General features: G+C 71.0%; 11 protein-coding genes. 8 read left to right on the forward strand and 3 right to left on the reverse strand.

Features of this window, described 5'->3' with window-relative positions; genetic code table 11:
- The first annotated feature begins 59 nt into the window (after positions 1-59).
- Positions 60-1,292 (forward strand): cysteine--1-D-myo-inosityl 2-amino-2-deoxy-alpha-D-glucopyranoside ligase, encoded by a 1,233-nt coding sequence (gene mshC / locus IE99_RS0111030; RefSeq protein WP_030167780.1) that lies wholly within the window; start codon positions 60-62, stop codon positions 1,290-1,292.
- 4 nt (positions 1,293-1,296) lie between these two features.
- Here the strand turns inward: mshC and IE99_RS0111035 are convergent, their stop codons facing one another.
- From IE99_RS0111035 to IE99_RS0111045, 3 genes are all read right to left on the reverse strand, one after another.
- Complete coding sequence (locus IE99_RS0111035) at positions 1,297-2,127, reverse strand: oxygenase MpaB family protein (RefSeq protein ID WP_030167782.1); 831 nt, start codon at positions 2,125-2,127, stop codon at positions 1,297-1,299.
- A gap of 105 nt (positions 2,128-2,232) precedes the next feature.
- A complete protein-coding gene (locus tag IE99_RS0111040) occupies positions 2,233-3,078 on the reverse strand; it encodes a PAC2 family protein (RefSeq protein WP_030167784.1) in 846 nt (281 codons plus the stop codon).
- A gap of 179 nt (positions 3,079-3,257) precedes the next feature.
- Positions 3,258-3,716, reverse strand: a complete 459-nt coding sequence (locus IE99_RS0111045; protein ID WP_030167787.1) for a universal stress protein — start codon at positions 3,714-3,716, stop codon at positions 3,258-3,260.
- 173 nt (positions 3,717-3,889) lie between these two features.
- Here IE99_RS0111045 and metH point away from each other — a divergent pair, with 173 nt between their 5' ends.
- From metH to IE99_RS0111080, 7 genes are all read left to right on the forward strand, one after another.
- Positions 3,890-7,366 carry a methionine synthase gene (gene metH, locus IE99_RS0111050; RefSeq protein WP_030167788.1) on the forward strand — a complete coding sequence of 1,159 codons (3,477 nt, stop codon included), beginning with the start codon at positions 3,890-3,892 and terminating at the stop codon, positions 7,364-7,366.
- Positions 7,363-8,028: an HAD-IA family hydrolase gene (locus IE99_RS0111055; protein ID WP_030167791.1), complete on the forward strand. Its 666-nt coding sequence runs from the start codon at positions 7,363-7,365 to the stop codon at positions 8,026-8,028. Before metH ends, IE99_RS0111055 begins: the two co-directional genes overlap by 4 nt.
- A gap of 189 nt (positions 8,029-8,217) precedes the next feature.
- The gene (locus IE99_RS0111060; RefSeq protein ID WP_030167794.1) at positions 8,218-8,637 is read left to right on the forward strand and encodes a hypothetical protein; all 420 of its coding nucleotides are present in this window, start codon (positions 8,218-8,220) and stop codon (positions 8,635-8,637) included.
- A 436-nt stretch (positions 8,638-9,073) separates the two neighbouring features.
- Positions 9,074-10,078, forward strand: coding sequence for an ABC transporter permease (locus IE99_RS0111065; protein ID WP_030167797.1), 1,005 nt, complete (start codon positions 9,074-9,076; stop codon positions 10,076-10,078).
- A 34-nt stretch (positions 10,079-10,112) separates the two neighbouring features.
- The gene (locus tag IE99_RS0111070; protein ID WP_030167801.1) at positions 10,113-11,870 is read left to right on the forward strand and encodes an ABC transporter substrate-binding protein; all 1,758 of its coding nucleotides are present in this window, start codon (positions 10,113-10,115) and stop codon (positions 11,868-11,870) included.
- Positions 11,871-11,962: 92 nt separating this feature from the next.
- Positions 11,963-12,961: an ABC transporter permease gene (locus tag IE99_RS0111075; RefSeq protein WP_030167804.1), complete on the forward strand. Its 999-nt coding sequence runs from the start codon at positions 11,963-11,965 to the stop codon at positions 12,959-12,961.
- Positions 12,961-14,061: an ABC transporter ATP-binding protein gene (locus tag IE99_RS0111080; RefSeq protein WP_245623158.1), complete on the forward strand. Its 1,101-nt coding sequence runs from the start codon at positions 12,961-12,963 to the stop codon at positions 14,059-14,061. Before IE99_RS0111075 ends, IE99_RS0111080 begins: the two co-directional genes overlap by 1 nt.
- Positions 14,062-14,126 lie beyond the last annotated feature (65 nt).

Raw genomic sequence — 14,126 nt, forward strand, 5'->3', positions numbered from 1 at the left:
CGGACATGTGGCCTCGTCTCGGATGAAAGCCGGACGCCGGGCGCGGATAAGCTCTCCGTATGCGATCGTGGCCCGCCTCCGAAGTCCCCAGCCTCCCCGACGCGGGGCTCCCCGCCGGCGCGGACCGCGCCCTGCGCCTGTACGACACCGGGACCGGCGCCCTGCGCGCGACGCGTCCCGGGGAGACGGCCCGCATGTACGTCTGCGGCATCACGCCCTATGACGCGACGCACCTCGGGCACGCCAACACCTACCTGGCGTTCGACCTGGTCAACCGGGTGTGGCGAGACCTCGGCCACCGCGTCCACTACGTCCAGAACGCCACCGACGTCGACGACCCGCTGCTGGAGCGCGCCCGGCAGACCGGCGTGGACTGGCAGGCCCTCGCCGAGCGCGAGATCGAGCTGTTCCGCGCGGACATGGCGGCGCTGCGCGTCCTCCCGCCCGACCAGTACGTCGGCGCGGTCGAGGCGATCCCGCTGATCGTCGAGATGATCGAGAAGCTGCGCGCCAAGGACGCCACCTACGAGGTGGACGGCGACCTCTACTTCCCGGTCTCCGCCGACCCGGGCTTCGGCTCGGTGAGCCGCCTCACCCGGGCGGAGATGGCCCCGCTGTTCGCCGAGCGCGGCGGCGACCCGGACCGGCCCGGGAAGCGCGACCCGCTCGACGCCCTGCTCTGGATGGCGCGCCGCCCGGACGAGCCCGGCTGGGACTCCCCGTTCGGCGAGGGCCGCCCCGGCTGGCACGTCGAATGCTCCGCCATCTCCGTCCGGTACCTCGGGATGGAGATCGACGTCGAGGGCGGCGGCTCCGACCTCGCCTTCCCGCACCACGAGATGGGCGCCTCCCATGCCCAGGTCGCGACCGGCGAGCACCCCCACGCGCACGCCTACGTCCACGCCGGCATGGTCGGGCTGGGCGGCGAGAAGATGTCGAAGTCGCGCGGCAACCTCGTGTTCGTGTCCCGGCTCCGGGAGGCGGGCACCGACCCGATGGCGATCCGGCTGGCGCTGCTCGCGCACCACTACCGCGCCGACTGGGAGTGGACGGACCCGCAGCTCGACGCCGCGGCCGCCCGGCTCGCCCGCTGGCGCGCCGCCGTCGCCCGCCCCGCCGCGCCGCCCGCGGGCCCGGTCGCCGGCGCCGTCCGCGACGCCCTCACCGCCGACCTGGACGCCCCGGCCGCCCTCGCGGCGATCGACGCCTGGGCCGCCGCCGAGGGCGCGGACGGCGAGGCCCCGGCGCAGGTCGCCGCCCTCGCCGACGCGCTCCTCGGCGTCGCCCTCTGACGCGTCAGGCGGCCGGCGTGGTGGTGCGCTGCGACGCGTAACCCCGCGCGCGGCGCTCCACCCGGCGGCGTGTCACCCACAGGCCGGCCGGGATGCCGGCGCGGCGGAGCGCGCCCGGCACGAGCGTGTAGCCGAACGCGCCGGTGCGGAGCAGGAACCACAGGACCCGGTCGCGCCTCGGGCCCCACTCCAGGCCGTACTGGTCGCGGATGCGGGGCGGGAGCAGGCCCGTGGTGATGAAGCGGTTGAGCCAGAGGGCGGGCCACAGCAGCCGCAGCCTCCTCGGCCGCAGAACGGCCGCCGCCACCTCCCGCCCGGCGTCGCCGACCTCCAGCGTGGAGATCATCTCGTCCATGTAGGCGCGGAACGCGCCGATGTCGGCGGGCTGCAGGTCCGGCGGGCAGCCGAGGACGTCCGCGATGAACCGGGCCTGGTCGATGTAGGCGGCGGCGAGGTCCCCGCTGGGGCGGCGCAGGACCTCCTCGTAGACGAACAGGGCCGCGTCGATCAGCGTCGCGTTCACCCACACCTGCAGGTCGGGGTCGTTGCCGGAGTAACCGGGGCCGGTGATCCGCTCGTGCGCCCTCCGGATCGCGCGGCCCATCCGCTCGGCCTCCTCGGGGGTGCCGAACGTGACGATCATGAGGAAGTCGAGGGTGCCGAACAGCCGGTCCAGGGGGCGTTCCCGCACGTCGCTGTGGTCGGCGACGCCCTGCGCCACGCGCGGGTGGGCGACCTGGAGCATGAGCGCCCGGCCGGCGGCGAGCATGACCGCGGGCTCGGCGGCGACCCGCCGCAGGACGGTCCGGTCGGGGACGTGGAGGGTGGACGTCATGGGGACCCCTTCCGTCGGGCACGGAGTGAGCAGCCGCTTTCGCGCCGCCCCCAGACTACCTATTGACCACGCGTCAACAAGAGGGGCCGCCGGGAAGGAGGGAGGTCAGTCGTCCGGATCGCGGCGGCGCAGGTACCGCTCGAACTCCCGCGCGATCGCGTCTCCGCTGGCCTCGGGCAGCTCCGTGGCGTCCTTCTGCTCCTCCAGCGTGCGGACGTACTCGGCGACCTCCGAGTCCTCCTCGGCGAGCTCGTTGACGCCGTTCTCCCAGGCCCGCGCCTCCTCGGGCAGCTCGCCCAGCGGGACGGTCACGTCCAGGACGTCCTCCACCCGGCGCAGGAGCGCGAGGGTCGCCTTCGGGGACGGCGGCGCCGACACGTAATGCGGGACGGACGCCCACAGCGACACCGTGTCGAGCCCCGCGGTGCCGCACGCGTCCTGGAGCACGCCGAGGATCCCGGTCGGGCCCTCGTACGTCGCGGGCTCGAGGTGCAGGGTGCCGACCACGGTGGGCCGCGAGGCCGCGCCCGTCACCGGCACCGGGCGGGTGTGCGGCGAGTCCGCGAGCAGCGCGCCCAGCAGGACGACGTTGCGCACCTCCAGCTCGATCATCAGCCCGACCAGCTCGCGGCAGAACGACCGCCAGCGCATGTTCGGCTCGATGCCGTGGATCAGCACGACGTCGCGGCCGGTGGGCAGGCGCGCGTACGAGACGCGGGTCGTCGGCCAGGTGACGCCGCGGGTCTCCCCGTCCACCATCTCGACGAGCGGGCGGGTCACCTGGAAGTCGTAGTAGTCGTCGGGGTCGAGCTCGGCGATCGGCACCGCGTCCCAGGTGGTCTCCAGGTGGCGGATCACGCCGCTGGCGGCCTCACCGGCGTCGTTCCAGCCTTCGAAGGCGGCCACGAGCACCGGATCCACGAGTTCGGGCACGCTCTCCAGCTCGACCACGCGCTGTCTCCTTCCGACGTCGCGTACAGCACCACCGGGGGGACCGGAATTCCCGGGGCGGGGTCCCCGGGCATCATGATCGGTGGCTGCCAGCCTACGTCCTGAATACGGCGTACCCCGCCCGCTCGCGGCCAGACTCCCGCCGCGTACGCCCGCGGCGGAACCGGGTCACGATCCGGTCACTTGCCGTCCGTCGTGTGGACGATCAGAACGTCGCACGGGGACCGGTGCGACAGGTTCTGCGGCACGGACCCGAGGATGCGGCCCGCCAGGCTGTTCAGCCCGCGGTTCCCGATCACCAGCAGCTCCACGCCCCGCTCCTTGGCCAGCTTCGACAGCACGTCGACGGCGTCGCCCTCGATCGCGACCTGCTCGATGTCGGTGGCGCCGGCCGCGATCGCGCGCTCCCTCGCCGCCCGCAGCGCGTCGTCCGCGGGGGTGGAGCCCTGCACCTTGTAGGCGAGGTCCCCGAGGCGGTCCGCGGCGCTGAGCCGCTCGCGCTCGGGCATCGGGCTGTAGGCGGACGCGAGCAGCAGGGTGGCGCCGGTGGCGGCGGCCACCTGCGCGGCCCTGTCGACCGCGCGGAACGAGGAGTCCGAGCCGTCGGTGCCGACGAGAACGATGCGGTATGCGCTCATGCCGCTCCTTACCGGTTGGTATTTTCCGGGCACGCTATCGGTCCGGCGACCCTTCCGTCACTGTCTCTTCGCACACCTTGTCCGGTTCTGCGGCGTCCATCAGGGGACACGGCCCGTCCGACATGTGGACCTCGCGGGGGAGGCGCGCGCCCGCGCGGATAAGCTGTGGCGCCATGAGCACTCCCACATCGCATTCCCTGCGTCAGGCCCTGAGAGAACGCGTCGTCGTGGCCGACGGGGGCATGGGGACGATGCTCCAGGAGGCCGGCCCCACCCTGGACGACTTCCAGGGGCACGAGGGCTGCAACGAGGTCCTGAACGTCACCCGGCCCGACATCGTCCGGTCGGTGCACGAGGCGTACTTCGACGCCGGCGTCGACTGCGTCGAGACCAACACCTTCGGCGCCAACCTCGGCAACCTCGGCGAGTACGGCATCCAGGATCGCATCTACGAGCTCGCCGAGGCGGGCGCCCGCATCGCCCGCGAGGTCGCCGACGCCTACTCGACGCCGGACCGGCCCCGCTGGGTCATCGGGTCCGTCGGCCCCGGCACGAAGCTGCCGACCCTCGGGCACGTGCCGTTCGCGGAGCTACGCGACGCCTACGAGGTGAACGTGCGGGGCCTGCTGGACGGCGGGGTCCACGCCGTCCTGATCGAGACCTGCCAGGACCTCCTCCAGGTCAAGGCCGCCGTGATCGGGGCGAAGCGCGCCATCGCCGCCGCCGGGCTCGACACCGTGCTGATCGGCCAGGTCACCATCGAGCAGAACGGCGCGATGCTGATGGGGTCGGAGATCGGCGCCGCGCTGACCGCCCTGGAGCCCCTCGGTCTCGACCTCATCGGCCTCAACTGCGCGACCGGCCCCGCCGAGATGAGCGAGCACCTGCGCTACCTCGCCCGGCACGCGACCATCGGGCTGTCCTGCATGCCGAACGCCGGCCTGCCGCAGCTGACCGCCGAGGGCGCCTACTACCCGCTGACGCCGGACGAGCTGGCCGACGCGCACGACGCCTTCACCCGCGACTACGGGCTCTCCCTCGTCGGCGGCTGCTGCGGCACGACCCCCGAGCACCTGCGCAAGGTCGTCGAGCGGGTCCGCGGCCGCGAGCTGGCGCCCCGCCGCCCCCGCCCGGAGGCGGGCGCGGCGTCGCTGTACCAGCACGTCCCGTTCCGGCAGGACACCTCCTACCTCGCGATCGGTGAGCGCAGCAACGCCAACGGCTCCAAGGCGTTCCGCGAGGCGATGCTGGAGGGCCGCTGGGACGACTGCGTCCGGATCGCCCGCGACCAGGCCCGTGACGGCGCCCACATGCTCGACCTGTGCGTCGACTACGTCGGCCGGGACGGCGCCGTCGACATGAAGGAGCTGGCGTTCCGGCTGGCGACGGCCGCGACGCTGCCGATCGTTCTGGACTCCACCGAAATCCCCGTGATCGAGGCCGGGCTGGAGATGCTCGGCGGGCGCGCGGTCGTCAACTCGGTCAGCTTCGAGGACGGCGACGGTCCCGGCTCCAAGCTGCGCAGGCTGATGCCGATCGTGCGCGAGCACGGCGCCGCGGTCGTCGTGATGTGCATCGACGAGGAGGGCCAGGCCCGCACCGCCGAGCGCAAGGTCGAGATCGCCTGCCGGATGATCGACGAGCTGACCGGCAACTGGGGCATGCGCGTCGAGGACATCATCATCGACTGCCTCACGTTCACGATCGGCACCGGCCAGGAGGAGTCCCGCCGCGACGCCGTCGAGACGATCGAGGGCATCCGCGAGCTGAAGCGCCGCCACCCCGGCGTGCAGACGACCCTCGGCCTGTCCAACGTGTCGTTCGGCCTGAACCCCGCCGCCCGCGTCGTGCTGAACTCGGTGTTCATGCACGAGTGTGTGGACGCCGGGCTCGACTCCGCGATCGTGCACGCGTCCAAGATCCTGCCGATGGCCCGGATCCCCGACGAGCAGCGCAAGATCGCCCTCGACCTGGTGTACGACCGGCGGGCCGACGGCTACGACCCGCTGCACGCCTTCATGGAGGCGTTCGAGGGCGTCGACACCGCCGCGATGAAGGCCGGCCGGGCCGCCGAGCTGCAGGCCCTGCCGCTGTGGGAGCGGCTGAAGCGGCGCATCATCGACGGGGAGCTGGACGGCCTGAACGCCGACCTCGACGAGGCGCTCTCCCAGCGGCCCGCCCTGGAGATCGTCAACGACGTCCTGCTGGACGGCATGAAGACGGTCGGCGAGCTGTTCGGCTCCGGCGAGATGCAGCTGCCGTTCGTCCTGCAGTCGGCCGAGGTCATGAAGACCGCCGTCGCCTACCTCGAGCCGCACATGGAGAAGACCGACGCCGACGGCAAGGGCAGGATCGTGCTCGCCACCGTCAAGGGCGACGTCCACGACATCGGCAAGAACCTCGTCGACATCATCCTGTCGAACAACGGCTACGAGGTCGTGAACATCGGCATCAAGCAGCCGATGTCGGCGATCCTGGAGACCGCCCGCGAGGAGCGCGCCGACGTGATCGGCATGTCCGGCCTGCTGGTCAAGTCGACCGTGGTCATGAAGGAGAACCTCGAGGAGCTGAACGCCCGGGGCCTGGCGGGGGAGTGGCCGGTGCTGCTCGGCGGCGCCGCCCTCACCCGCGCCTACGTCGAGCAGGACCTCGCCGGCCTGTTCGACGGCGAGGTCCGCTACGCCCGGGACGCGTTCGAGGGCCTGCGGCTCATGGACGCCTTCATGGCCGTCAAGCGCGGCGTCGAGGGCGCGACGCTGCCCCCGCTGCGCGAGCGGAGGGTCAAGCGCGGCGCGACCCTGGAGGTCACGGCGCCGGAGGACATGCCCGCCCGGTCCGACGTCGCCGTCGACAACAAGATCCCCGCGCCGCCGTTCTTCGGCGACCGCGTCGTCAAGGGCATCCCCCTCAACGACTACGCCTCGTTCCTGGACGAGCGCGCGACGTTCCTCGGCCAGTGGGGCCTCAAGCCGACCCGCGGCAAGGACGGCCCGTCCTACGAGGAGCTCGTCGAGACCGAGGGACGGCCGCGGCTGCGGATGTGGCTGGACCGCATCAAGACCGAGGGCCTCATCGAGGCGGGCGTCGTGTACGGGTACTTCCCGGCGGTGAGCGAGGGCGACGACCTGGTCATCCTCAACGACGACGGCTCCGACCGGATGCGGTTCACGTTCCCGCGCCAGCGCCGCGACCGGCACCTGTGCCTGGCCGACTTCTTCCGGCCCCGTGAGTCCGGCGAGACCGACGTGATCGCGATGCAGCTGGTCACGATGGGCTCGAAGATCGCCGAGGCGACGGGGGAGCTGTTCGCGAAGAACGCCTACCGCGACTATCTGGAGCTGCACGGGCTGTCCGTCCAGCTGACCGAGGCGCTCATGGAGTACTGGCACACCCGGATCCGCTCGGAGCTCGGCTTCGGCGCCGAGGACTCCGAGAAAGTCGAGGACTTCTTCAAGCTCGGCTACCGGGGCGCCCGCTACTCCTTCGGGTACGCGGCCTGCCCCGACCTGGAGGACCGCGTGAAGCTGGTCGGGCTGCTGCGGCCCGACCGGATCGGGGTCACCCTGTCGGAGGAGCTCCAGCTCGCCCCCGAGCAGTCCGCGGACGCGCTGGTCGTCCACCACCCCGAGGCGAAGTACTTCAACACGTGAGCGGCACGGCGCGGGGCGGCCTGCAGGCCGTGCTGTTCGACATGGACGGGCTGCTCATCGACTCCGAGCGGATCTGGCTGGAGGTCGAGGCCGAGGTCATGGCGTGGCTCGGCGGCGACTGGGGCCCCGAGCACCAGGAGAGGCTGGTCGGCGGCTCGCTGGCGGTCGCCGCCGCGTACATGCTGGCGCTCACCGGGGCGCCGGTGGCGCCGGAGGAGGTCGGCCGGCGCCTGGTGGACGGCATGTTCGACCGGCTCAGCACCTGCGTCCCGCTGATGCCGGGCGCGAAGGAGCTGCTCGCGGGGGTGCGGGACGCGGGAGTGCCGGCCGCGCTGGTGTCGTCCAGCCACCGGCGGCTGCTCGAGCCGGTGCTGGACGCGATCGGCCGCGAGCACTTCGCGTTCACCCTCGCCGGTGACGAGGTGACCCGCACCAAGCCCGATCCGGAGCCGTACCTCACGGCCGCCGCCCGCCTCGGCGCCGACCCGCGCCGCTGCGTCGTCCTGGAGGACTCCCCGAACGGCGTCGCGGCGGGGGAGGCGGCCGGCTGCGCCACCGTCGCGGTCCCCGGCGTCCTCCCGATCCCGGACGCGCCGGGACGCACCGTGGTCGGGTCGCTGCGCGAGGTGAGCGTCGCGCGCCTCGCCGACCTGGCGGCCTGACGCCCCCGCAGGTCATTTTGACGTCCAAACGTTGCCGGACGTTGATCTGACCGGCGCCCCGGTGTCACGCCGGAGGAGGAGGCGGGACGCGCGCGAACCCTTCCCCGGGAGGAGCGGCGGGGGCGCCCCGGCGTGTGACGATGGAAGCGGCAGCACTTTTCGGGCGGCATGGACGGAGTGAGGGCCGGCATGAGCGACGCAGCCATCTTCGCGATCAGCCTCGGGGTCACCCTGGCGGGGCTGGTGATCAGCTGGGGCGTGGCCCGGCGCCGCGGCGCCGCGCCGGGACTGCGGGGCGCGGCGCTGTCGCTCGTCCCGCTCGCGGCGGCGCTGACCGGGGTGACGGAGTTCCTCGTCGACCTGGCCTTCAGCCCGACGCGGTGGGCGGGCGTCGCGGTCGCGGGGCTCGCCGTCGTGCTGTACCTGACGTCGGGCGCCATGCTGAGCCGCCGTGCGAAGGCGGGCGGGGCGCCGGCCGCCGGCGGCGGGGCCGGGCGCAAGGCCGCGGGGCGCGCGGCGAAGCCGAAGGGCGCCGTCGAACCGGCGGGGGCGGTCGATCCCGATCTCGCCGAGATCGAGCAGATCCTGAAGAACCGCGGCATCCAGTGACCTCTCGCCGGCGGGCTCCCGCCGGCGTCCGGGCCGCTTCCCCGACCACGGGGGAGCGGCCCGTCCGGCTGTTTCTCCGGCCTCCCTCGTCTTCGCCGGGATGATCGGTATCGGATCGGACTCGTTCCGGTAAAGCTTTCCGGGTCGCCGGGGGTGGAGCGGTGCGAGCACCCCCGTACCGAACGTACGATTTGCGCGATTTCTCGGTTCTGTTTGGTGTGCACGTGTGCCGCAGATGACGACGAGATCACAAGTCAGATACGGGTACTGGCGGAGACGGCTTCACCGATGGACAGTCATGCCCGAAGGACTACGTTGCCTTCAGCAAAACGCGGCGTAACGGGCATGCGGCCAGGGGATGATCTCCGCCATGGCCTGTCGTGTGCGCCCGCGGCGGCATGACTTGACCAGTGGCCGGACGTAGGAGGTATCGAGCGTGACCGCACCGATCGAGGTGTCCGGTTCTGAGGCGGAGGCCCAGCCGGACGCCGTCCTTGCGGGCATGGAACGCAAGGCGATCCAGGGTCGTTCCCTCGGCCAGATCGCGTGGCTCCGGCTCAAGCGCGACAAGGTGGCCCTCAGCGGCGGCGCGTTCGTGCTGCTCCTGATCTTCCTGTCGCTCCCCGGCGTCACCGGCCTCGTCGCCGGCTGGCTGGGCAGTCCGCCGAACGACTTCCACCAGAACCTGATCGACCCCACGCTCGGCGGTCCGCTGGAGCCCCTCGGCGGCATCAGCGCCGAGCACATCTTCGGCCTCGAGCCGATCAACGGCCGCGACCTGTTCAGCCGCGTCCTGTACGGCGCGCGGGTGTCGCTGCTCATCGGCGTCCTCGCCACGATGGTGTCGGTCGTGATCGGCACGGTCATGGGCATCACCGCCGGCTACTTCGGCGGCTGGGTGGACACGCTGATCGCCCGCACCATGGACGTGTTCCTCGCCTTCCCGCTGGTGCTCTTCGCGATCTCGCTCGTCGGCGTGATCCCGCGCGACCTGTTCGGGCTGACCGGCAACAACCTGCGGATCGCGATCCTGGTGTTCATCATCGGGTTCTTCAACTGGCCCTACATCGGCCGGATCATCCGCGGCCAGACGATGTCGCTGCGCGAGCGCGAGTTCGTCGACGCGGCGCGCAGCATGGGCGCCCGGAACTCCACCATCCTGTTCAAGGAGATCCTGCCGAACCTGGTCGCGCCGGTGCTGGTGTACGCCACGCTCCTGATCCCGACCAACATCCTGTTCGAGGCCGCGCTGTCGTTCCTCGGCGTGGGCATCAACCCGCCCGACCCCTCGTGGGGCGGGATGCTGTCCCAGGCCACCGAGCTGTACTCGGTCGCCCCTCACTTCGTTATCGTCCCCGGGCTCGCGATCTTCGTCACCGTTCTGGCCTTCAACCTGTTCGGCGACGGACTCCGCGACGCTCTGGACCCACGGGCCCGATGACCCCGGCAACGTCCGGTATTACGAAAGGGAATCAATGAAATCTCCCAAGGTGGTGGCCAGCACGGCGGCTGGGCTCGTCGCCCTGAGCCTCGGGCTGTCCGCCTGCGGCGGCGGTGACGACGACAACGGCGGCGGCAGCGGCGACGCCAAGTTCGACGCCGGATCGACCGGCATCGTGAACGCGTCCACCCAGAAGGGTGGCACGCTCAAGATGGCGCAGCCGGACGACTTCGACTCGCTCGACCCGGCCGACATGTACTACGCCTACGCGCTCAACTTCGCGCGGCTGTACTCCCGCAACCTGCTGACCTACACCTCCAAGCCGGGCGACGCGGGCACCGCGATGTCGCCTGACCTGGCCGAGGGCCTGGGCGTCCCGTCCGACGGCAGCAAGACGTGGACGTACAAGCTCAAGCGGGGCATGAAGTACGAGGACGGCACCGAGATCAAGGCGCAGGACATCAAGTACGCGGTCGCGCGCACGTTCGACCGCAGCGTCCTGCACAACGGCCCGTCCTACTTCACGCAGCTGCTGGACGCCGAGGGCTACAAGGGTCCGTTCAAGGACAAGAACCTCGACAACTTCAAGGGCGTCGAGACCCCCGACGACTACACCGTCGTGTTCAAGCTGAAGGCCCCCTTCAGCGAGTTCGACTACGTCGTCGGCTTCTCCGGCCAGACCGCCCCGGTCCCCGCGGCCAAGGACACCGGTGCCCGCTACGGCATGCACCCGGTCTCCAGCGGCCCGTACAAGCTCGAGGGCGACTACCAGGCGAAGAAGGGCGGCGTCTGGGTCCGCAACCCCAACTGGGACCCGGCCACCGACCCGAACCGCAAGGCGCTGCCCGACCGCATCGAGGTCCAGTCCGGCCTGAAGGCCGATGAGATCGACAACCGCCTCGAGAAGGGCGACGTTCACGTCGACCTGCCCGGTTCGGGTGTGCAGGCGGCCGCCCGCCAGCGGATCCTCACCAACCCGAAGCTGAAGGCGAACGCGGACAACCCGCTGGCCGGCTTCCACTGGTACATCCCGATCAACGTCAAGACCATCCCGAACCTCGAGTGCCGCAAGGCCATCGTGTACGCCGCGGACCGCTCCGCGATGTACCGCGCCTACGGCGGCGAGGTCGGCGGCGAGGTCTCGACCTCGATCCAGCCGCCGAACGTCGCGGGCCGAGAGAAGGGCACCGACCTCTACACGAAGGCGGACCCGAACTTCACCGGCGACCCGACGCAGGCCAAGGCCGCGCTGGCCAAGTGCGGGAAGCCGAACGGCTTCTCCACCACCATGGTGTTCCGCAGCGACCGCCCGAAGGAGAAGGCGACCGCCGAGGCGCTCAAGCAGTCCCTCGACAAGGTCGGCATCAAGCTGGAGCTCCAGGGCTTCCCGTCGGGCACCTACACCAACGAGCAGTTCGGCTCGCCGAAGTTCGTCGCCAAGAACAACGTCGGCCTCGGCACCTACGGCTGGGCGCCCGACTGGAACACCGGCTACGGCTACCTGCAGCCCATCTCTGACGGCAAGGCGATCGTCGACACCGGCAACGCCAACCCCGAAGAGCTGAACGACCCGGCGGTCAACAAGATGTGGAACGACGTCGTGTCGGTCCAGGACCCGGCCGCGCGCGCGAAGACCTACAACGAGATCGACCACAAGATCCGTGAGCAGGCCGCGATCCTGCCGAACGTGTACGCCAAGTCGCTGCTCTTCCGCCCGGCGAACCTGACGAACGTCTACTTCCACGCGGGCTACGGCATGTACGACTACGTCAACCTCGGCGTCAAGGGCTGACACGGCCGGATCCGAGCTACCTGAGAGAAGGCAGGTGAAGGCATAGGGCGGCCGCCGGGGGAACCCCCCGGCGGCCGCCCGGGCCGGACACTGTGGTCGCATTCATTGTTCGCCGCCTGCTTGGCGCGGTGGGGTTGCTCCTCATCATCAGCGCGGTGACGTACGCCATCTTCTTCCTTGTCCCGCGCGCCGCGGGCGTCTCCAGCGACGACATCGCGGGGCGCTTCGCCGGCAAGCAGCCGGACGCGGTCACCCTCGCCGCGATCAAGGATCGGTTCGGGTTCGACGACCCGGTGCCGGTGCAGTACGGGAAGTTCATCAAGGGGATCGTCGTGGGGGACACCTACGACACCGGCACCGACAAGATCGACTGCCCGGCCCCCTGCATGGGCTATTCGTTCCGCACGAACCAGTCGGTGACGGAGCAGATCGTCGACCGCGCCCCCATCACTTTCATGATCGCGCTCGGTGCCGCGGTGCTGTGGGTGATCGCCGGTGTGTCCATCGGCGTCCTGTCCGCACTGCGCAGAGGCACGATCATCGACCGCGCCGCGATGGCCGTCGCGCTGGCCGGCGTGTCCCTGCCGGTCTTCTTCACCGGCCTGCTCTCGCTCGCGTTCGTCGTCCACAAATGGCAGTTGCTCCCCTCGGTCAACTACTCGGACATCGGTGACAACCCGTTCAACCTGATCCTGCCGTGGATCTGCCTGGCGTTCCTCTACGCCGCGCTGTACGCGCGGCTCACCCGGGCGGGCATGCTGGAGACGATGAACGAGGACTTCATCCGGACGGCCCGCGCGAAGGGCCTGCCGGAGCGCACGGTGGTCTTCAAGCACGGCCTGCGGGCCACGCTGACCCCGATCATGACGGTCTTCGGCCTGGACGTCGGGCTGCTGCTCGGTGGCGCGATCATCACCGAGAAGACGTTCTCCATCCCCGGCCTCGGCCAGCTCGCCCTGGACGGCGTCTACCAGAGCGACCTGCCCGTCGTGCTCGGCGCGACGTTGACGGCCGCGCTGTTCATCGTGCTGGCCAACCTGGTCGTGGACATCCTGTACGGCGTGGTCGACCCGAGGGTGAGGCACAGCTGATGGCGCGCAGGAACACCGGCGGCAAGCACGCCGCGGGGCTGGTCGACGACGTCGGCGCGCACGTCGCCGGCCGCACCCCCCCGAGCGCGTTCCTCGAGGTCCGCGACCTCAGGATCCACTTCCCGACCGACGACGGCCTGGTCAGGTCCGTCGACGGGCTCTCGTTCCGGCTCGAGCGCGGCAAGACCCTCGGCATCGTGGGCGAGTCGGGCTCCGGCAAGAGCGTGACCAGTCTCGGCATCCTCGGCCTGCACAACCGGCGCAACGCCACGGTGTCCGGCGAGATCTGGCTGGACGGCCAGGAGCTCGTGCACGCGTCCCCCGGGGACGTCCGCGCGCTGCGCGGCCGGAAGATGGCGATGATCTTCCAGGACCCGCTGTCGGCGATGCACCCCTTCTACACGGTCGGCCACCAGATCGTGGAGGCCTACCGGGTGCACAACGACGTGTCCAAGCGGGTCGCGCGCAAGCACGCGATCGACATGCTCGGCCGCGTCGGCATCCCCAAGCCGGACAAGCGGGTGGACGACTACCCACACCAGTTCTCCGGCGGCATGCGGCAGCGCGCGATGATCGCGATGGCGCTGTCCTGCGACCCCGAGCTGCTGATCGCGGACGAGCCGACGACCGCGCTGGACGTGACCGTCCAGGCGCAGATCCTGGACCTGATCCGCGACCTGCAGCAGGAGTTCAACTCCGCGGTCATCATGATCACCCACGACCTGGGCGTGGTCGCCGAGCTGTCCGACGACATCCTCGTGATGTACGCGGGCCGGTGCGCCGAGTACGCCTCGGTCGACGACGCCTTCCACCGCCCGCTGCACCCCTACACCTGGGGCCTGCTCGGCTCGATGCCCCGGCTGGACCGGGAGCGCAGCGAGCGGCTCATGCCGATCAAGGGCACCCCGCCCAGCCTGATCAACGTGCCGTCGGGCTGCGCGTTCCATCCGCGCTGCGCGTACGGTGAGTTGAACGGGGGCAGGAGCGAGACCGAGCGGCCGGAGCTGGTCGAGGTCGAGCCGGGCCACAAGGCGGCCTGCCATCTCTCTCTGCAGCAGCGGCGGGAGATCTGGGAATCCGAGATCCGGCCGAAGCTGTGACGAGCACGGGTGGGAACGAGACTGTGAACATTTCCAAGGCCACGGCGGGGGAGACCACCGTCTCC

This window comes from Spirillospora albida (assembly GCF_000718255.1).
GTDB classification, from domain to species: Bacteria; Actinomycetota; Actinomycetes; order Streptosporangiales; family Streptosporangiaceae; genus Spirillospora; species Spirillospora albida.

Coding starts and splice junctions, on each gene's coding strand:
- metH (WP_030167788.1), top strand. CDS start 3,890: ATGAGCACTCCCACATCGCATTCCCTGCGTCAGGCCCTGAGAGAACGC.
- IE99_RS0111045 (WP_030167787.1), bottom strand. CDS start 3,716: ATGAGCGCATACCGCATCGTTCTCGTCGGCACCGACGGCTCGGACTCC.
- IE99_RS0111080 (WP_245623158.1), top strand. CDS start 12,961: ATGGCGCGCAGGAACACCGGCGGCAAGCACGCCGCGGGGCTGGTCGAC.
- IE99_RS0111070 (WP_030167801.1), top strand. CDS start 10,113: ATGAAATCTCCCAAGGTGGTGGCCAGCACGGCGGCTGGGCTCGTCGCC.
- mshC (WP_030167780.1), top strand. CDS start 60: ATGCGATCGTGGCCCGCCTCCGAAGTCCCCAGCCTCCCCGACGCGGGG.
- IE99_RS0111060 (WP_030167794.1), top strand. CDS start 8,218: ATGAGCGACGCAGCCATCTTCGCGATCAGCCTCGGGGTCACCCTGGCG.
- IE99_RS0111035 (WP_030167782.1), bottom strand. CDS start 2,127: ATGACGTCCACCCTCCACGTCCCCGACCGGACCGTCCTGCGGCGGGTC.